General features: G+C 63.9%; 14 protein-coding genes, 1 tRNA gene and 1 pseudogene. 5 read left to right on the plus strand and 11 right to left on the minus strand.

The features are described 5' to 3' along the window. Positions 1-168 precede the first annotated feature (168 nt). Positions 169-245 (minus strand) — tRNA-Pro (locus tag NKI79_RS26000). A 206-nt stretch (positions 246-451) separates the two neighbouring features. Here NKI79_RS26000 and NKI79_RS26005 point away from each other — a divergent pair. Next, positions 452-1966, plus strand: a complete 1515-nt coding sequence (locus NKI79_RS26005; protein ID WP_502894336.1) for a phosphomannomutase/phosphoglucomutase — start codon at positions 452-454, stop codon at positions 1964-1966. A gap of 73 nt (positions 1967-2039) precedes the next feature. Beyond that, positions 2040-3328: pseudogene (locus NKI79_RS26010) on the plus strand (AGE family epimerase/isomerase); the annotation flags it as partial. Here NKI79_RS26010 and betB read toward each other — a convergent pair. From betB to betI, 5 genes are read right to left on the minus strand one after another with little or no spacing between them, the layout of a single operon-like run. Continuing rightward, positions 3263-4726 (minus strand): betaine-aldehyde dehydrogenase, encoded by a 1464-nt coding sequence (betB, locus tag NKI79_RS26015; protein ID WP_352805612.1) that lies wholly within the window; start codon positions 4724-4726, stop codon positions 3263-3265. The pseudogene NKI79_RS26010 and the gene betB overlap by 66 nt on opposite strands. A gap of 59 nt (positions 4727-4785) precedes the next feature. Then, entirely contained in the window at positions 4786-6438 is a 1653-nt protein-coding gene (betA, locus tag NKI79_RS26020; protein ID WP_352805614.1) for a choline dehydrogenase, read from the minus strand. A 3-nt stretch (positions 6439-6441) separates the two neighbouring features. Then, complete coding sequence (locus tag NKI79_RS26025) at positions 6442-7449, minus strand: threonine/serine dehydratase family protein (protein ID WP_502909859.1); 1008 nt, start codon at positions 7447-7449, stop codon at positions 6442-6444. After that, on the minus strand, positions 7449-8975 hold the full coding sequence (gene betC, locus NKI79_RS26030) for a choline-sulfatase (RefSeq protein WP_352805618.1): 1527 nt from the start codon (positions 8973-8975) through the stop codon (positions 7449-7451). Before betC ends, NKI79_RS26025 begins: the two co-directional genes overlap by 1 nt. Beyond that, entirely contained in the window at positions 8972-9562 is a 591-nt protein-coding gene (gene betI / locus NKI79_RS26035; protein ID WP_352805620.1) for a transcriptional regulator BetI, read from the minus strand. Before betI ends, betC begins: the two co-directional genes overlap by 4 nt. A 226-nt stretch (positions 9563-9788) precedes the next feature. Between betI and NKI79_RS26040 the strand changes: the two genes are divergently transcribed. Next, positions 9789-10955: an acetyl-CoA acetyltransferase gene (locus tag NKI79_RS26040; protein ID WP_352805622.1), complete on the plus strand. Its 1167-nt coding sequence runs from the start codon at positions 9789-9791 to the stop codon at positions 10953-10955. 26 nt (positions 10956-10981) lie between these two features. Then, complete coding sequence (locus NKI79_RS26045) at positions 10982-11986, plus strand: asparaginase (protein ID WP_352805624.1); 1005 nt, start codon at positions 10982-10984, stop codon at positions 11984-11986. On the opposite strand, the gene NKI79_RS26050 is transcribed toward NKI79_RS26045, so the two are convergent. Then, positions 11979-13355: a TIGR03808 family TAT-translocated repetitive protein gene (locus tag NKI79_RS26050; RefSeq protein WP_352805626.1), complete on the minus strand. Its 1377-nt coding sequence runs from the start codon at positions 13353-13355 to the stop codon at positions 11979-11981. The two genes, NKI79_RS26045 and NKI79_RS26050, sit on opposite strands and share 8 nt — an antisense overlap. A gap of 119 nt (positions 13356-13474) precedes the next feature. Here NKI79_RS26050 and NKI79_RS26055 point away from each other — a divergent pair, with 119 nt between their 5' ends. Continuing rightward, positions 13475-13948 carry a GreA/GreB family elongation factor gene (locus NKI79_RS26055; protein ID WP_254819923.1) on the plus strand — a complete coding sequence of 158 codons (474 nt, stop codon included), beginning with the start codon at positions 13475-13477 and terminating at the stop codon, positions 13946-13948. Here NKI79_RS26055 and NKI79_RS26060 read toward each other — a convergent pair. The 4 genes from NKI79_RS26060 to NKI79_RS26075 all read right to left on the minus strand — a co-directional run bounded on the left by NKI79_RS26060 (position 13945) and on the right by NKI79_RS26075 (position 18193). After that, on the minus strand, positions 13945-14331 hold the full coding sequence (locus tag NKI79_RS26060; protein ID WP_352805628.1) for a type II toxin-antitoxin system death-on-curing family toxin: 387 nt from the start codon (positions 14329-14331) through the stop codon (positions 13945-13947). The two genes, NKI79_RS26055 and NKI79_RS26060, sit on opposite strands and share 4 nt — an antisense overlap. Further along, positions 14328-14558, minus strand: coding sequence for an AbrB/MazE/SpoVT family DNA-binding domain-containing protein (locus tag NKI79_RS26065; RefSeq protein ID WP_352805630.1), 231 nt, complete (start codon positions 14556-14558; stop codon positions 14328-14330). The genes NKI79_RS26060 and NKI79_RS26065 overlap by 4 nt, the downstream gene beginning before the upstream one ends. 72 nt (positions 14559-14630) lie before the next feature. After that, positions 14631-16754, minus strand: a complete 2124-nt coding sequence (gene scpA, locus NKI79_RS26070; protein WP_352805631.1) for a methylmalonyl-CoA mutase — start codon at positions 16752-16754, stop codon at positions 14631-14633. Then, complete coding sequence (locus NKI79_RS26075) at positions 16751-18193, minus strand: methylmalonyl-CoA mutase subunit beta (RefSeq protein ID WP_352805632.1); 1443 nt, start codon at positions 18191-18193, stop codon at positions 16751-16753. Before NKI79_RS26075 ends, scpA begins: the two co-directional genes overlap by 4 nt. Between the last annotated feature and the right edge of the window lie 48 nt (positions 18194-18241).

Genomic DNA, 18241 nt, shown 5'->3' on the forward strand with positions numbered 1-18241 from the left:
AGGTCGACGACGGCATTTGGCTCGTAAGCTTCATGCACTATGATCTGGGATATATCGACCTGGAACAGAGAACCTTGCAGACCATCGACAACCCGTTCGGCACCAGGTTGTCACCCATATCTTAGGTACATTCTGTTACCCATGTCTCCGGGTCGCACCGTGTTTTTCTGGTCGGAGTGGCAGGATTTGAACCTGCGACCCCATCGTCCCGAACGATGTGCGCTACCAGGCTGCGCTACACTCCGTGACCAGACCGCGGGCTTATAGCCGCCGCGTTTGGTTACTGCAAGCGCCAATGGAGGCGCTTCTGTAGCATTTCTTTCGCTTTCGCCGTCACGTCATACAGGTTTCAGTTTGCTGTCGCACAAACACGGCTTAAAGGCTTCTGGGTAACCGTCGCCTTGCCTCGAAGCACCTGATTCAGCTCGCCTGGAGTTTAATAGCCGTGTCGATGAAGATCATTAGCGATGTCAGACCAAACACTTTTGAGTTTGAAACCTCGGCATTGATCAAGCCGTCCGGGTTTCGCGAATATGATGCGCGCTGGTGGTTCGGCCATCCCGGCTCGAACGAAACGCCGGAACTCAATCTGATCGGCGTCCAGGCGCTCGGCATGGGGCTCGGCACGCTGATCCGTCGCCTGGGTGCCGGGCCCGACATCGCCACTGGTCACGATTTCCGCTCCTATTCGCTTGCCATCAAGCTGGCGCTGGTTTCCGGGCTGATGGCGGCCGGCGCACGGGTTAAGGATGTCGGGCTGGCCTTGTCGCCGATGGCTTATTTCGCCCAGTTCGCACTCGACACGCCGTCCGTCGCCATGGTGACTGCCTCGCACAACGAGAATGGCTGGACCGGCGTCAAGATGGGCGCTGCGCGCCCGCTGACTTTTGGTCCGGAGGAGATGAGTGCGTTGAAGGCGATCGTGCTGTCCGGCGATTTCGATCTTGTCGGTGGCGGCTCTTATGGCTTCGTTGCGGACTTCCGCAAAACCTATCTTGACGATCTGACAGCGGGAAAGCGTATCTCCAGGAAGCTCAAGGTGGTGGCCGCTTGCGGCAACGGCACCGCTGGGGCTTTCGCTCCCGAGGCACTGGAAAGGATCGGCTGCGACGTGATCCCACTCGACGTCGAGCTCGATCATACGTTTCCCAATTACAATCCCAACCCCGAAGACATGCAGATGCTGCACGCCATTCGCGACAAGGTGCTGGAAACGGGCGCCGACGTCGGGCTCGGTTTCGACGGCGACGGCGATCGCTGCGGCGTGGTCGACAATGAGGGCAACGAGATCTTCGCCGACAAGGTCGGTGTCATGCTGGCGCGCGACATTTCGCACCTCTATCCCGGTTCGACTTTCGTCGTCGACGTCAAGTCGACCGGATTGTTCATGACTGACAAGGTGTTGCGGGAAAATGGCGCAGTCACCGACTATTGGAAAACCGGTCATTCCTATATCAAACGGCGCGTCGCCGAACTCGGCGCCGCCGCCGGTTTCGAGAAATCGGGCCATTTCTTCTTCAATCCGCCGATCGGCCGCGGCTATGACGATGGCCTGGTAACGGCCATCGCCATCTGCCAGATGCTGGATCGCAGCCCGCAAAGCAGCATGGCCGATCTCTACCGCGATCTGCCGCTGACGTTCGGCACGCCGACCATGTCGCCACACTGCGCCGACGAGCTCAAATACGGCGTCGTCGAGCGCGTCGTAGGCGATTTTCGCAAGATGAAGAACGACGGCGCGGTCTTCGCCGGCCAGAAGATCGCCGAACTGATCACCGTCAACGGCGTCAGGGTCGTGGCGGAGGATGGTACCTGGGGGCTGGTGCGAGCATCATCGAACAAGCCGGAGCTTGTGGTGGTGGTGGAGAGCCCGGTATCGTCCGAGCGGCGCCGGCAGATGTTCGAAGCCGTCGATGCGGTGCTGCGCCGCAGCCCCGAAGTCGGCGCCTACAATCAGACCTTTTGAGCGGGGCTCGTTTTCATGACCGAACGGATCGTCAGTTTTGTGATGAGCGGCGGCGTCGGCTCGCGGCTGTGGGACCGCCGACGCCACTTTCGTCGCGCCGGTCAGCCACAGCCAGAATGTCAAAAAAATCGTCGAGCAGCTCGAAAAGAGCGGGCGCCTTGAGACCAGGTTCACGCCCGCCGACGATCGCGTCATAGCCATTGGCTGTTCGAGGAGACGGTGCCGTTGTGGTCGACGGTCGGCGTCGATGAGCGCCATGGCGGTCTCCACGAAGCGCTCGGCTTCGATGCCGCCCCGCTGATGAAACCCAAACGCATGCGCACGCAGGCCAGGCAGATCTACGCCTTCGCCGTCGCCAAGGCGCGCGGCTGGAACGGCCCGGCCGATCGGCTGATCAGCCACGGCCTCGAATTCATGGCCAGGCACGGACGTACCGACAATTGCAGCTGGGTACGCACCTCAACATCGACGGCACCGTCGCCGACGGCGCCGAGGATGCTTACGATCATTCCTGCGTGCTCCTGGCGCTGGCGCATGCCCATATGTGCGGCAATTCCGATGCGTTGCGGCTTGGCGAGGAGACCTTTGCGTTCATCGACGCGCATCTCGAGGACGAACGCCTGACCGGCTTCCGCGAAACCTCGATCGGCGAGGGCGAGCGCCGCTCCAACCCGCACATGCATCTGCTCGAGGCGTTCCTGAATTGGCATCAGGCGACCGGCGAGCGCGCTCATCTCCGCCGCGCCGCGCGCATCGTCGATCTGTTCTGCAGTCATTTCTTCGACCCGGAAAGCTGGACCCTTGGCGAGTATTTCGACCATGAATGGGCGGCCGGCCCCTGGCGAGAAGGGCACGTGGACCGAACCGGGCCATCATTTCGAATGGGCCTCGCTGCTGGTCGACTTCGCCGCCCGCAGCGGCCAGAGCGGCTTGACCGGCCTCGCCAGGAAGCTCTACGCGTCGGCGATCGCCAATGGCCTGAACCGCGCCACGGGCCTCGCCTACGGCGCCGTCTCGCGGCAAGGACTGCCGCTCGACCGCGTCTCGCGCAGCTGGCCACAGGCCGAAGCGATCAAGGCGGCGATCGCGCTGGACGGTTCGGGCGGTCCCGACCTGAAGCCGGAAATCGAGGCGCGTGTCGGCCGGCTGTTCCGCTGGCACATCAATCCCGCACCGCTCGGCCTGTGGATCGACCGCATCGACGAGCGCGGCCGTTCGCTGGCAAGCGAGGTGCCGGCCAGCATCTTCTATCATCTGGTCTGCGCGCTGACCCAATATCTGGACGGCACGCAAGGATCAGTACGGGCTGGCGACATCCCCGGTCTCGACATAGACCGACTTCAGTTGCGAATAGAGTGCTAGCGCCGCGAGCGAATTCTCGCGGCCGATGCCGGACTGCTTGAAGCCGCCGAAGGGGATTTCGACCGGCGTCAGATTGTAGGCGTTGATCCAGCAGGTGCCGGCCTGCAGTTCGGCGATGACACGATGGGCGCGCGCCAGGTCGCGGGTGAACACGCCAGCGGCGAGGCCGAATTCGGTGTCGTTGGCGCGCTCGATCACCTCGTCCTCGCTGTCGAATTTCAGCACACTCATCACCGGCCCGAAAATCTCCTCGCGCGCGATGCGCATCGTGTCGGTGACACCGGTGAACACCGTCGGCTCGACGAAGAAGCCATCCTGGAAACCCTGCAGCGAAGGCACGTTTCCGCCGCAGGCGAGCACCGCGCCATCCTGCTTGCCGGCCTCGATGTAAGAGACCACCTTGTCGTGCTGCGCCCTCGAGACCAGCGGCCCCATCTGCGTGTCTGGATCGAGCGGATCGCCGATGCGGATTTTCTTCGTCCGTTCGGTCAGCCTCTCGACGAAACGGTCATGGATGCCGCTCTGCACGAAGACCCGCGTGCCGTTGGAGCAGATCTGGCCGGTCGAATAGAAATTGCCGAGCATCGCGCCGCCGATGGCGTTTTCGAGGTTGGCGTCTTCGAAGATGATCAGCGGCGACTTGCCGCCGAGCTCCATGGTCGCGTGCTTCATCTTCGAGCCGGCGAGCGACAGCACCTTGCGGCCGGTCGGCACCGAGCCGGTCACCGAGACCTTGGCGACGACATCATGGCCGACAAGGCCGGCGCCGACATCGCCAAAACCCTGCACGACATTGAACAGCCCGTCCGGCAGGCCGGCCTCGGTGTAGATTTCGGCGAGCGCCAGTGCTGAGAGCGGCGTGTTCTCCGACGGTTTGAACACCATCGCATTGCCCATGGCGAGGGCCGGTGCGGATTTCCAGCCCGCGATCTGGATCGGGTAGTTCCAGGCACCGATGCCGACGCAGACGCCGAGCGCTTCGCGCCTGGTGTAGGCAAAGGGTCCGCCGAGATCGATGGCCTCGCCATTGAATGCGGCAACGGCGCCGCCGAAATATTCCAGGCAGTCGGCCGCCGACGGGGCGTCCGCAACCAGCGTCTCCTGGATAGGCTTGCCGGTATCCAGCGTCTCAATGCGCGCCAGATCGGCATTGCGCGCGCGCAGAATGTCTGCGGCACGGCGCAGGATGCGGCCGCGTTCGACCGGCTTCAGCCGCGCCCAGGCCGGTTGTGCTGCACGCGCCGCCTCGATCGCGAGCTCCAGCACGTTCGGCGTCGCCGAGCGCAGCATGGCGATGGTCTCGCCGGTTGCCGGATAGATAACCGGCAGCGCTGCGCCGCGCTCGTCCTCGATATAGCGGCCGTTGACATAATGCGATGCCGTTGGCTGGGCGCGCATGACTGTTCTCCAAATCGTCTTGTCGCGGCATGCGGAATATGCGTCCGCCGGATCATGGCCTATCTGTCCGACACCTGCCAGCGCGGATTAATCCATGGTTCCTGGTTAGAAGGTGGCAGCGGCGTGCGCCCGAGAATGTGGTCGGCGGCCTTCTCGCCGGTCATGATCGACGGCGCGTTGAGATTGCCGTTGGTGACGCGCGGGAAGATCGAGGAATCGACGACCCGCAGCCCTTCGACGCCAATGACGCGGCATTCCGGATCGACCACGCTCATCGCATCATCGGCACGGCCCATCTTGCAGGTGCCGCAAGGGTGGTAGGCGCTTTCGGCGTGGTCGCGAATGAAGGCGTCGAGCTCCTCATCGGACTGCACATGCGAACCCGGCGACAGTTCCTTGCCGCGGTACGGATCGAAGGCCGCTTGCCCGAAGATTTCGCGGGTCAGCCGGATGCAGTGGCGGAACTCCTTCCAGTCGTCCGGATGCGACATGTAGTTGAAGCGGATCATCGGCTTCGATTTGGGATCGGGCGAGCGCAGCGTGACCGAACCGCGCGACTTCGACCGCATCGGCCCGACATGCGCCTGGAAACCATGCGCCTTGGCCGCCGCCTTGCCGTCATAGCGGACCGCGGCCGGGATGAAGTGATACTGGATATCGGGATAGTCGACGCCGGCGCGCGAGCGCACGAAGGCGGCCGCCTCGAAATGATTGGTGGCGCCGAGGCCGGACTTGAAGAACAGCCATCGTGCCCCGATCAGCGCCTTCGAAAACGGATTCAGCACCGAGTTCAGCGTGATCGGCTTTGTCGATTCCTGCTGGATGTAGAGCTCCATATGATCTTGCAGATTGCGGCCGACGCCCGGCCGGTCGGCGATCACCGGAATGCCGTTCTCCCTAAGGTGCTGGGCGGGGCCGATGCCGGACAGCATCAGGATCTTGGGCGAGTTGATCGAGGAGGCGGCAACGATCACCTCGCGCCGCGCTCTGACCACCTGAATCCGTTTGCGCGCTTCGATCTCGACGCCGGTGGCGCGTTGATTCTCGATGATCACCCGCCGGGCGAAACCCTTGACCAGGATGACATTTTTCCGCCTCAGCGCCGGCCTCAGATAGGCGCTCGCCGCCGACCAGCGACGGCCGCCGCGGATGGTCTGCTCCATCGGCCCAAAGCCCTCCTGCTTCGCGCCATTATAGTCGTCGGTCAGCTCGAAGCGGGCCTGACGGCCTGCCTCGACGAAGGCGCCATAGAGTGGGTTCGTCCTCGAGCCGCGCTGCACAGTCAGCGGACCGCCATGGCCGCGCCAGCCATCCTCGCCGCCTGCGCTGTCCTCCATGCGTTTGAAATAGGGGAGCACGTCGGCAAACCCCCAGCCGGTCGCGCCCTGTTCGGCCCAGTGGTCGAAGTCGCGGGCATGGCCGCGCACATAGACCATGCCGTTGATCGACGACGAGCCGCCGATCACCTTGCCGCGCGGCGTCGCCAGCACGCGGCCACCGAGGTGCGGCTCGGGCTCGCTGGCAAAGCCCCAGTCGTAGAGGCTCATATTGAGCGGGATCGACAGCGCCGACGGCATCTGGATCAGCGGCCCGATATCGCTGCCGCCATATTCGATGACGATGACCGAATGCTTGCCGTCCTCCGACAGCCGGTAGGCCATGGCCGAGCCGGCCGAGCCGGAGCCGATAATGACGAAATCCGCTTCAAGCATGGTTCATGCGCGCCCGTGGTTCATATGCGCAATGAAATCGGCCAGCGAGACGTTGCCGCCGGTTGCCACTACGAGAACGGTCTTGCCGGTCGCGTCGACCTTGCCGCCGAGCAACGCCGCCAGCGAAGCAGCGCCGGATGGTTCGAGCACCAGCTTCAGCCGCTCGAAGGCGATGCGCATGGCGCGCCGCACCGAGGCATCGTCGACGGTGACGCCGCGAACGCCGGCTGCCTTCACCGCTGCGAACGGCGCGTCGCCCGGCCGCCGCGACATCAGCCCGTCGCAGATCGATTTCGGCCCGATCGGCATGGTTTCGATGGCGCCATGCGCCAGCGACGAGCCCATGCCGTCAAAACCTTCGGGCTCGACGCCGATGATCTCCGTGGCGGGCGACAGGTAATGGAAGGCCAGCGAAACGCCGCCGATCAGGCCGCCGCCGCCGACTGAGCAGAACAAGAGATCGGCCTCCGCTTGCCTGGCGGCGAGCTGGTCGAGTGCCTCCAGCCCGGCACTGGCCTGGCCGGCGACGATCTCCGGATCGTCGAACGGGTGCAGCAGCGCCAGGCCTTCGCCCGCAGCGATCTCGCGCGCCTTGGCGGCGGCGACTTCCTCACGAGCGCGCTCGCCATGGTCAGTCAGCACCACGCGCGCGCCGTAACCCGATGTGGCGTCGCGCTTGGCGGCCGGCGCGTCGATCGGCATGACGATGGTGACGGGAATGCCAAGCGCCTGGCCTGCCGCCGCCAGCCCCTGCGCGAAATTGCCGGAGGAATAGGCGACGACGCCCATTTTGGCTTCGTCGGACGACAGCCGCTTCAGCCGCCAATAGGCGCCGCGCACCTTGAACGATCCGGCCCATTGCAGCGACTCGGCCTTGACGAAGACGCGGGCGGCGCCGGTCTCGCGGGCGAGTGCCGCCGATTCCAGCAGCGGCGTGATCTGCGTCGCCTTGGAGGTGGCGGCATAGGCCTGCCTGAGATGGTCGAGCGAGGGGACGAGACGGTCTGCCATCATTTTCCTCGCGGAAAGCGCTTCTGCTCTTCGAGCAGGTCGAGGTTCATATGGTTGCGCATGTAGCGCTCCGATGCCTTCTGCAGCGGCTGGAATTCCCAGGGATAATGGGTGCCGTTGCGCAGCGCCGGGTAGACCACCCAGCGGCGTGCCTGGCTGGCACGCACTGCGGCATCGAACGCCGCCATGTCCCAACGCGCCCGCACCTTGTCGGTGAAAGCGGCCACCAAAGCCGCATTGGCCGGATCGGCGGCGAGGTTGGTCAATTCCCGCGGATCCGATTCAAGATCAAACAGTTGCGGCGGGTCGATCTCGCAATGGATGAATTTGTAGCGGCCCTCGCGCATCGCCACCATCGGCGCGTTGGAGCCTTCGGCGGCATATTCCATCAGCACCGGCGCGGAACGTTTCTTTCCGTTCAGCAACGGCAGCAGCGACTGGCCGTCGGTCCACGGGGCAATCGCGCTGATGTCGATGCCGGCGAGGTCGCAAAGCGTCGGCGTCACGTCGAGATTGGAAACCGGCGTCTCGATCAGCCCGGCGTGTACGCCCTTGCCGGCGATCATCAGCGGCACCCGCGCCGAACCTTCGAAAAAGCACATCTTGAACCATAGGCCGCGCTCGCCAAGCATGTCGCCATGGTCCGAGCAGAACAGGATGATCGTATCGTCGAGCATTCGCGTGCGCTCGAGTACCGACAGCAATTCGCCGAGCTTGTCGTCGAGATAGGAGATGTTGGCGAAATAGCCGCGCCGCGCGCGGCGTATCTGCTCAGTGGTGATGTCGAAGCTGTCATAGTCGCTGGCGCGGTAGAGCCGCTGCGAATGCGGGTCCTGCCTGTTGTAGGGGATGAAGCCGACCTCCGGCTCGAGCGCCGGGCAATCCTCGTAGAGATCCCAGTAGCGCCGCCGTGCGACGTAGGGATCGTGCGGATGGGTGAAGGAAACCGTCAAGCACCAGGGCCGATGTGCGGCATCGTCGGAGACGCGGGCAAAATCGTAGAGCTTCTGCACCGCATGGAAGGCGACCTCGTCGTCATATTCCAGCTGGTTGGTGATCTCGGCAGTACCGGCGCCGCTGACGGAGCCGAGATTGTGATACCACCAGTCGATGCGCTCGCCGGGTTTGCGATAGTCGGGTGTCCAGCCGAAATCGGCCGGATAGATGTCGGTGGTCAGCCGCTCCTCGAAACCGTGCAACTGGTCCGGCCCGACGAAATGCATCTTGCCGGAGAGGCAGGTGTGATAACCTGCGGCGCGCAGATGATGGGCAAAGGTCGGGATCGAAGACGCGAATTCGGCGGCGTTGTCATAGACACCGGTGCGTGACGGCAACTGGCCGCTCATGAATGCGGCGCGGCCCGGGGCGCAGAGCGGCGAGGCGGTGTAATTGTTGCAAAACCGCGCCGAACGCGCGGCGAGCGCCTTCAGATGCGGCGCGTGCAGGAAATCTGCCGGCCCATCCGGGAACAGCGTTCCGTTGAGCTGATCGACCATGACGATCAGGATGTTGGGTTTGGATGTCACTGCTTCTGCCGTCCGCTGAGCTTCGTTTCGAGATAGTCCTCGACCAGTGCAATCGCCGTCGCGGCATCGGGAACACCTTCTTTCAGCGCGCGCCTGATATAGAGCCCGTCGATCAGCGCCGCCGTCGCTTCGGCGATCCGGTCGGCCTCGCTCCTCGGCAGGATGCCGGTCAGCCCGCTGAGCAGATTGGAATGCAGCCGCCGCGCATAGACCTTGAGCAGCCGGCGAAGTGCTGACGACTTCTGCGCCTCGACATAGAAAGCGAGCCAGGCGGCGATCGTTTCGGGCTGGAACTGGATGTCGGAGAAGTTGACCGCGACCACCGCCGAGACGCGCTGGCGCGCCGTGCCGGCCGCGCGAAGTGCACGGCGCGTATCGGCGGTTAGTTCGCTGAGGATGTGGCGCATGGTCGCCAGCAGCAATTCGTCCTTGGCGCCGAAATAATGGTGGGCAAGCGCCGAAGACACGCCGGCGCGCCCGGCGATTTCCGACATCGTCACATCGAGCGAACCGCGCTCGCCGATCGCCGAGATCGTTGCGTCGATGAGCGCCCTGCGGCGCAACGGTTCCATTCCGAGTTTCGGCATTCTTGCTCCGGCCTGTTGGCACCAAGATTATTTTTTATTGACGCATCAATCAACAAAAATCCGGTCTGATTTGCTGGCAAAAGCCAGGCACTATGACCAGATGTTCAAGATCAAGCGATTGTGCGGTTCTGGCCCCTTCACGAAGCCGGCGGAACGGTTCATGCTTGAACAATGCTGAGGCGCGCCGCAAGATCGCGTAGCCCGGGTCCACAGGATGGAGATCGCCATGACAGCATGCATCGTCGGTTGGGCGCATTCGCGCTTCGGCAAGCTCGAAGGCGAGACGCTGGAGAGCCTGATCACCAAGGTGGCAGTCGAGGCGCTTGATCATGCCGGCATCGGTCCGGATGACGTCGACGAGATCGTGCTCGGCCACTTCAACGCCGGGTTTTCCGCCCAGGATTTCACCGCGAGCCTGGTACTCCAGGCCGACGACCGGCTGCGCTTCAAGCCGGCGACCCGCGTCGAGAACGCCTGCGCCACCGGCTCGGCGGCAGTCAGGCAAGGCATCCGCGCCATCGACGCCAATACTGCCCGTATCGTGCTGGTGGTCGGCGCCGAGCAGATGACGACGACATCAGGTCCTGAGATCGGCAAGAACCTGCTCAAGGCCTCGTATCTGCCGGAGGACGGTGACACACCGGCAGGCTTCGCCGGCGTCTTCGGCAAGATCGCCCAAGCCTATTTCCAGCGCTATGGCGACCAGTCGGATGCGCTGGCGATGATCGCCGCCAAGAACCACAAGAACGGCGTCGACAATCCGTATGCGCAGATGCGCAAGGATTTCGGTTACGAGTTCTGCCGGCAGGAAAGCGAAAAAAACCCCTTCGTCGCCGGTCCGCTGAAGCGCACGGACTGCTCGCTGGTCTCAGACGGCGCCGCCGCGCTTGTTCTTGCTGATACGGCCACGGCGCTGAAGATGCGCCGCGCCGTCGCCTTTCGCGCCAATGAGCATGTGCAGGATTTCCTGCCGATGTCGAAGCGCGACATTCTCGCCTTCGAGGGCTGTGAGCAGGCCTGGAATCAGGCGCTGAAGCAGGCGGGCGTGACGCTCGGCGACCTTTCCTTTGTCGAGACGCATGACTGCTTCACCATCGCCGAACTGATCGAGTATGAGGCAATGGGCCTGGCCAAGCCCGGCGAGGGCGCCAAGCTGGCCCTGGATGGCGAGACGGCGAAGAATGGAAGGTTGCCGGTCAATCCGTCGGGCGGGCTGAAGGCCAAGGGCCACCCAATCGGTGCCACCGGCGTATCCATGCATGTGCTGAGCGCCATGCAGCTTGTCGGCGAGGCGGGCGGCATCCAGGTGCCGGGAGCAAAACTCGGCGGCATCTTCAACATGGGTGGTGCCGCGGTCGCCAACTACGTTTCCATTCTCGACAGGATCAGATAAACCCGCCCGCATTTGCGGGAGGTGACATGGCAAATCCGGTTCTGGTCGAAGTCTTGCGCGGCGCAATCGTCGAGAGTGCCCATCGCGGCGCTGTTGCCGTCTTCGACGCCGATGGCAAGCCTGTCTGGGAGATCGGCGACACGGCACAGCCGGTGTTCCCGCGTTCGGCGGTCAAGGCGATCCAGGCGCTGCCGCTGGTCGAGAGCGGCGCTGCCGATGCCTACGGCTTCGGTGATCGGGAGCTAGCGCTGGCCTGCGCCTCGCATTCCGGCGAGCCGCCACATGTCGAGCTGGCGCGCGCCATGCTGGCGAAGGCCGGCCTGGACGAGACGGCACTCGAATGCGGCGCGCATTGGCCGTCGAGCCATGGAGCGACGCTGGCACTTGCCCGCGCCGGCAGCGGGCCGAACGCGCTGCACAACAATTGTTCCGGCAAGCACTCAGGCTTCCTATGCACCTGCGTTCACAGCGGCATCGCCCATCGTGGTTACGTCAAGGCTGGCCATGCCTCGCAGGAGATGGTGCGCGAAGCGATGCAGGCGGTGACCGGTGCTGCCCATGACGCCGATCACCGCGGCACCGACGGCTGCTCGATTCCGACCTATGCCGTGCCGCTGCGCAGCTTTGCCCTTGGCTTTGCCCGCATGGCGACAGGTGCCGGCTTCGAGCCGGTGCGCGCCCGGGCGGCGAAGCGGCTGCTCTCCGCCTGCATGGCCGAGCCGTTTTTCGTCGCCGGCACGGGCAGGTCCGATGTCGCGATGATGGAGGCCGCGCCCGGGCGGATTTTCGTCAAGGGAGGCGCCGAAGGTGTTTTTTGCGCCGCCCTTCCGGAGCTCGGCCTTGGCATCGCGCTGAAATGCGATGATGGCGCCGGCCGCGCCGCTGAAGCGATGGTCGCGGCCGTGCTGGCTAAGCTGCTGCACGCCGACAAGATGGTAGCGGCGAAACTGGTCGAACAGGCAAACCCGCCCATCGAAAGCCGGATCGGCGCCACGGTTGGCGCGCTCCGGCCGACGGCCGCCCTCAACTGACGTGGTTGCGCTCGACGGTCAAATGCGCGTAGCCGGCATTGCCTGATGCGGCGAGATCGCCGGTCACCGGCTCGGCCCAGCGTTGGCCGACGATCGCGCCGTTCTGGACCCCGTCGATGACGTTGTCGGAGATGATTGCCGTCCCGGCACCTTCGACCACGGTGACGACGATGCCAGTCCCCGCCTTGCGGATGACGTTTCCCGTGACGACCACATTGCGCATGAACGGTCCCCAGCCGATCTGCATGCCGTAGAGCGGCGCATTCTCGACGACATTGCCGGAAACTGTGGTGTCTGCCTCGACGCTGATGCCGACGCCGAAGCCGGGCGCGTCGGCAGGGTAGGGGCCGCTGGTCGACAGATTGCGGACGATGTTGCCGGAGCAGACGCCCATGCGGCCGCCCTCGTTGAAATTGACGATCGAAATGCCGTTCGCGGCGCCATCGACAATATTGTTGCCGATGATCGCGCCTTCGAATGAGAATTCGGAATACACGGCCGTTTCGCCCGAGCGCGAGCAGGTATTGCCGGTGATCTGCACATTGCTGGCACTGTTGGCGCGGATCGCCGAAAACGCGCAGTCCGAAACAATATTGCCGGAGATGATGACGTTGCCGGTGCGGAAGGCATTGATGCCATTGCCATTCTGGCCGGTTCCGCCGCTGCGTGCCTGGATGCGTTCGATGCGGTTGCCGCTGACGATGGTGCCGTCTTCCGCTGCCTGCCAGCGGTGCACGAGTATGCCGCCATTGGCACAGTCGGAGACGCTATTGCCTGATATTTCCAGGCCAGCGGCCTCGACCGAATAAATGCCGGCGTCGGCTGCGCCGAAAATCTCCGAGCGCTCGATGCGGCCCGAGACGTGTTCGAGCGCCAGACCGTTCTTGCCGCTGCCGGTCATCTGGCAGTTGTCGACGACCAGATGGACGATGCGGCGCAGATCGAGCAGGCCTTGCGTGTAGTCGCCCATCCAGCGCTTGCTGCCGTCGAACACGAGCCCGCTGAGTTCGATATGCTCGGCCTGTTCTGCCATGATGAGATGGCCATTGCCGCCATAGACGATCCGCGATGCGCCCGGCACCCCGGACAGGCGCACGCGGCCGGGCAGCGACAGGTTGGAAACGATATAGGTCCCCGGCGGCAGGAACACCGCCATATCGCGGTCGTGCGCGTCGCGCAGCAGCTTGGTAAAAGCCTTGCTCTGGTCGTCAAGGGCGCCGGGCCGGACGCCGAGATCGGTCGCGTTGATCGCGCCGCGCATCGCGGCTTTCTCGATGCCGGGCAGGTTCTTCGCCGCTGCCTTGCCGAGCGAAAGCCCCATGACGGCAAATCCGGCGGTCTGCGCAAGCAGCGTTCGTCTGTTCAACATCGGCACAGATTCCTTGTGTTCGACGGTCGCGCCGCAGGATTCGTGCCAGACAGGAGTTGCCCGGATAGGTTCGCCGGCTAAGGCTTGTGGAGTCGTCGCGTCAGGCATAAGTTCGTCGCATGAGCAGGGCCTTCACCCGCGAGGAAGACAGCGAAAACGCCATCGCCGGCATCGGCGAGCGGCCGATCAGCCATCACCGCAATCTGGTGACGGAACGCGGCCTGGCGCTGATCGATGCGGAGGTGGCCGCTCTGCGCGACGAGCTCGGCAGAGCCGAAAAGCGGGCCGACCGCGAGCGCATCGCGCTGGTGTCGCGTGATCTTCGCTATTGGACGGCGCGGCGCGAAAGCGCCGAACTTTCGGTGCCGGAGCCGGGCAGCGACATGGTTCGCTTCGGCATGGGTGTCACGTTGGAAAGCGACGACGGCAAGAAGGTGCACTGGAAGATCGTCGGCGAGGATGAGGCAAATCCCGCCAAGGGGACAATTTCCCATGTGTCGCCGATGGCGATGGCGCTGTTCGGCAAGAAGGTCGGCGAAGTTGCCGTGGTCAATGGCAAGGAGTGGGAGATCGTCAAGCTCTCCGACAGTTAGTCTTCGAGCTTGACGACATGATCGCGGAAGAACGCCGCGGCACCAGCCTCGTCGATTTCGCCGGCGGCGACCATCATGACCAGTTGAATAATGTCCGCCTGCTCGGCTTCGATGCTCAAGCCATTGAAATAAAGGAACAGATCGGCCGCCGCGAAGGCAGTACGCTTGTTTCCGTCGACGAATGGATGGTTTTTGGCGAAACCGAAAAGATAAGCGGACGCCAGCTCACAGAGATCGGGCTCGCCATAGATTTCCCTCTGCTGCCGCCTGTAGAGCGCCGGCTCCAGCCTTCCCTCGTCGCGGATGCCCGCTGCGCCGCCGTGGAGGCGCAGCTGCTCGGCGTGAAGTGCCTCCACGAATTCCCGCGAATGATGCTCGGTCATTTTGCGAGCGCGCGGTAGGCAACCTCATACTTCTTCATCCGCTCGCGCGCGATCTTCATCTTGCGCTCGAATTCTTCAGCAGTGTCCTCGGTGCGGCGCAGACGAAGCTCATCGCCTTCCTTAACGATGACGATGCTGTCGCCCGCCTTCAGGTTCATGCGGTCGAGAATTTCCCTCGGCAGGATCACGCCTTCGGAATTGCCGATCTTGCGAATGGTGGTGTTCATGGTGAGCATCCTGTTGCAACGCTGATTATAACTCTGCGTGTTTCTCGTTACAACAGACGTTAGAACAAGGCATCAGCCAACCTGCAGCAGGCGGTCCATCAGCCGGTCCGCCGCTTCCGGGATGACTGTGCCGGGCGGGAAAATTTCAGTGGCGCCTGCCTGCCGGATTGCATCGTAATCCTGTGGTGGAATGACGCCGCCGGCGACGATCAGCATGTCGTCGCGGCCGAGCTTCTTCAGCGCAAGTTTGAGTTCGGGAATAAGCGTCAAATGGCCCGCAGCCAGCGACGAGGCGCCGACGATGTGCACGTCATGCTCGACGGCCAGCCTGGCGATCTCTTCCGGCGTCTGGAACATCGGCCCGACGGTGACGTCGAAGCCTAGGTCGGCAAAGGCGGTGGCGATCACTTTCTGGCCGCGATCATGGCCGTCTTGGCCCATCTTGGCGACCAGAATGCGCGGCCTGCCGCCCGACTTCTCCTCGAACGCCACGATCTTGTCCTGCAGCCGATCGACCACTGGACTGTGACCAAGCGCGTTGCGATAGACGCCGGAGATCGTCTGCACCGAGGCGACATGGCGGCCGAAGACTTTTTCTAGCGCCAGCGAAATCTCGCCGACCGTGGCATTGGCGCGCGCCGCCCGGATGGCGAATTCCAGCAGGTTTCCGTTACTCCCGGCAGCACGGGTCAGCGCATTGAGCGCGCTCTCGACGGCAGGGATGTCACGCGTGCCTTTCAGCCGCTGCAGCTTCGACAATTGCCGTGCCCTGACCTCGGCATTGTCGATCCTCAGCACGTCGACATCGATGTCCGTCCCGGGCTGGTGGGCATTGACGCCGACCACGATCTGTTCGCCGGAATCAATGCGCGCCTGGGTGCGCGCGGCAGCCTCTTCGATGCGCAGCTTCGGTAGGCCCTTTTCGATCGCCGCGGCCATGCCGCCGAGGCTCTCGACCTCCTCGATATGCGCAAGCGCACGCGCCGCCAGGTCATGCGTCAACCGTTCGACATAGGCGGAGCCGCCCCACGGGTCGATAATGCGCGTCGTGCCGGACTCCTTCTGCAGGATGAGCTGTGTGTTGCGGGCGATGCGGGCCGAATGGTCGGTCGGCAGCGCCATTGCCTCATCGAACGAATTGGTGTGTAGCGACTGCGTATGCCCTTGGGTCGCGGCCATCGCCTCGATCATGGTGCGGATGATGTTGTTGTAGGGGTCCTGCGCCGTCAGCGACCAGCCCGAAGTCTGGCAATGGGTGCGCAGCGACAGCGAACGCTCGTCCTTCGGCGAAAAATTCTTCAGCATCAGGCTGGCCCACAAAAGGCGCGCTGCTCTCAGCTTCGCGACTTCCATGAAGAAATTCATGCCGATGGCCCAGAAGAAGGAAAGGCGCGGCGCGAAACAGTCGATGTCGAGGCCGGCCGCGACGCCGGCGCGGGCATATTCGATACCGTCGGCAATCGTGTAGGCGAGCTCGAGGTCCGCCGTCGCTCCCGCCTCCTGCATGTGGTAGCCGGAGATCGAGATCGAATTGAACTTCGGCATGTGCTTCGACGTGTAGGAAAAAATGTCCGACACGATCCGCATCGAAGGTTTTGGCGGATAGATGTAGGTGTTGCGCACCATGAACTCTTTCAGGATGTCGTTCTGAATGGTCCCGGCGAGGTCCTTCTGCGCAACGCCCTGTTCCTCCGCCGCGACGATATAGAGCGCCATGATTGGCAGCACGGCGCCGTTCATCGTCATCGATACCGTCATCTCGTTAAGCGGGATGCCGTCGAACAACTGGCGCATGTCGAGAATGGAATCGATGGCGACGCCGGCCATGCCGACATCGCCGGCGACGCGCGGATGGTCGCTGTCGTAGCCGCGATGCGTGGCGAGATCGAAGGCGACCGAGAGGCCTTTCTGGCCGGCGGCAAGGTTGCGCCGGTAGAAGGCGTTGGATTCCTCTGCCGTCGAGAAGCCGGCATACTGCCGGATCGTCCAGGGTTGCTGGACATACATCGTCGGATAGGGGCCGCGCACGAAGGGCGGCAGGCCCGGATAGGTATCGAGATGAGGTAAGCCCTTGAGATCGCCCTGGTTGTAGAGATGCTTGATGGCGATGCCTTCCGGCGTCATCCGCTGACCTTTGACCTCGACAGGCGCCCGCCGTGGCGGCGACCAGGCGATCTGGCTGAAATCCGGGATCATGGTACCGCTCCGATCGACTGATCGATGCGGATCGGAAACAGCGGCTCGCACACCGCAACGCTTTCGTCGAAGGCAGGCCGCCGCGCCGCCGCCAGCGTCTCGACCGGACGCTCGGTCTTCGACGGGTGCAGCGTCGTGCCGACGATCGCCCGTTCGCCCGCCTGGTAGGCTGTGTTGCGGCGGGCGGAAGCTGCCTGGACGCGCCTCTGGATGTGGCCTTGCTCAAGGCTGCTCAGCACGCCGCCTTCCGCCTCGATCTGCTGGAACTCCTGCCAGGCCGCCGCGCAGAGCTCCGCAGTCAGCGCTTCGACGGCGCCCGAACCGCAAACCGGATCGGCGACGTGGTCGATGTGGCTTTCATTGGCCATGATCAGTTGCGCGTTGCGGGCAACGCGGCGGGCAAAGCCCGCGGGTAGGCCGTGCGCGATCGTGTGCGGCAGGATGGCGATCGAATCCGCGCCGCCGGCGGCAGCAGCAAAAGCGGCGATGGTGGTGCGCAGGATGTTGCTTTCCGGGTCGGCCGCCGTCATCATCCGGAAGGAGGTTTCGGCATGGATGCTGGCGGTGGAGGGCGGTATCGAGCAGGCTTCCTGGACACGCGCCCACAGCCTGCGCAACGCCCTGACCTTCGCCGTCGATACGAACTGGTCCTGGTCGACGCTCAGCGCAAAACCGATATGCGGCGCCGCGTAGACGAGCGGCTGGCGCGCCTTCTCGAACAGCCTCAGATAGGAGACGGCCGAGGCGAGCATGGTGCCAAGCTCCTGCGCCTCGGTGGCGCCGGCATTGTGGAATACCCGCCCGTCGGCCTCCAGCAGCACGCCGGGCACACCCATCGAAAAGAAATGCGCCAGCGATTGCGGCATCGAAGCCTGTAAAGCGTCGATCGACATGCGCAGCCTGCCGGTCCCGGCAAAAATCGCCGCCGGATCGATGCCGAAGGAGAGGTTGAGCTTTGCCGGGTCGGAGCGGCGCTTGGTCAAAAACGCCACCAGCCAGTCGGCCACGGCGCGGCTCCAGGGATGGGCGTCGATGCGGATCTGGATGCGGTTGAGCGGCACGCCGTCGAGCACGCCCTCCAGCGCCTCCGCCGTCCTCGGCAAGCCATAGCCGAAGGCGTTCGGCGCACCCTCGAAGACAAGCGACAGTCCGGTGGCACCCTGCGCGACGTCTTCCAGCGCCTGCGCACTGGCGCGGCCTATGTCCGGATCGTCGATACGCTGGCTGACGATCCACGGTGATCCCGGGTTGGCGCGCACGACAGGCTCGGCGGTTACCGAACGCTCGTAGAGCGGTTCGATGCGGATGGCGTCGTCCGTATGCGAGACGAGCTTTTCCTCGAAGGACCCGCCGGCCAGCGCCTTCTCCGCCAGCGCCAGCCATCGTTGCCGGTCGGCGTTCGGAAGTTCGGCATCCTGGGTCAAGGCACCGGCGCCCATCCGTTCTCCTCATTCTAGCGGCCGCAGCGGCCAGCTACGTCAGTCTAC

Source organism: Mesorhizobium sp. M0340, from assembly GCF_040321535.1.
Lineage (GTDB): Bacteria > Pseudomonadota > Alphaproteobacteria > Rhizobiales > Rhizobiaceae > Mesorhizobium.

Excerpts from the sequence above, each read along its gene's own strand:
- betI (WP_352805620.1), bottom strand. The coding sequence starts at position 9,562 with ATGCCGAAACTCGGAATGGAACCGTTGCGCCGCAGGGCGCTCATCGAC.
- NKI79_RS26055 (WP_254819923.1), top strand. The coding sequence starts at position 13,475 with ATGAGCAGGGCCTTCACCCGCGAGGAAGACAGCGAAAACGCCATCGCC.
- NKI79_RS26060 (WP_352805628.1), bottom strand. The coding sequence starts at position 14,331 with ATGACCGAGCATCATTCGCGGGAATTCGTGGAGGCACTTCACGCCGAG.
- NKI79_RS26025 (WP_502909859.1), bottom strand. The coding sequence starts at position 7,449 with ATGGCAGACCGTCTCGTCCCCTCGCTCGACCATCTCAGGCAGGCCTAT.
- betA (WP_352805614.1), bottom strand. The coding sequence starts at position 6,438 with ATGCTTGAAGCGGATTTCGTCATTATCGGCTCCGGCTCGGCCGGCTCG.
- NKI79_RS26040 (WP_352805622.1), top strand. The coding sequence starts at position 9,789 with ATGACAGCATGCATCGTCGGTTGGGCGCATTCGCGCTTCGGCAAGCTC.
- NKI79_RS26065 (WP_352805630.1), bottom strand. The coding sequence starts at position 14,558 with ATGAACACCACCATTCGCAAGATCGGCAATTCCGAAGGCGTGATCCTG.
- betB (WP_352805612.1), bottom strand. The coding sequence starts at position 4,726 with ATGCGCGCCCAGCCAACGGCATCGCATTATGTCAACGGCCGCTATATC.
- NKI79_RS26045 (WP_352805624.1), top strand. The coding sequence starts at position 10,982 with ATGGCAAATCCGGTTCTGGTCGAAGTCTTGCGCGGCGCAATCGTCGAG.
- scpA (WP_352805631.1), bottom strand. The coding sequence starts at position 16,754 with ATGATCCCGGATTTCAGCCAGATCGCCTGGTCGCCGCCACGGCGGGCG.
- NKI79_RS26005 (WP_502894336.1), top strand. The coding sequence starts at position 452 with ATGAAGATCATTAGCGATGTCAGACCAAACACTTTTGAGTTTGAAACC.
- NKI79_RS26075 (WP_352805632.1), bottom strand. The coding sequence starts at position 18,193 with ATGGGCGCCGGTGCCTTGACCCAGGATGCCGAACTTCCGAACGCCGAC.
- NKI79_RS26050 (WP_352805626.1), bottom strand. The coding sequence starts at position 13,355 with ATGTTGAACAGACGAACGCTGCTTGCGCAGACCGCCGGATTTGCCGTC.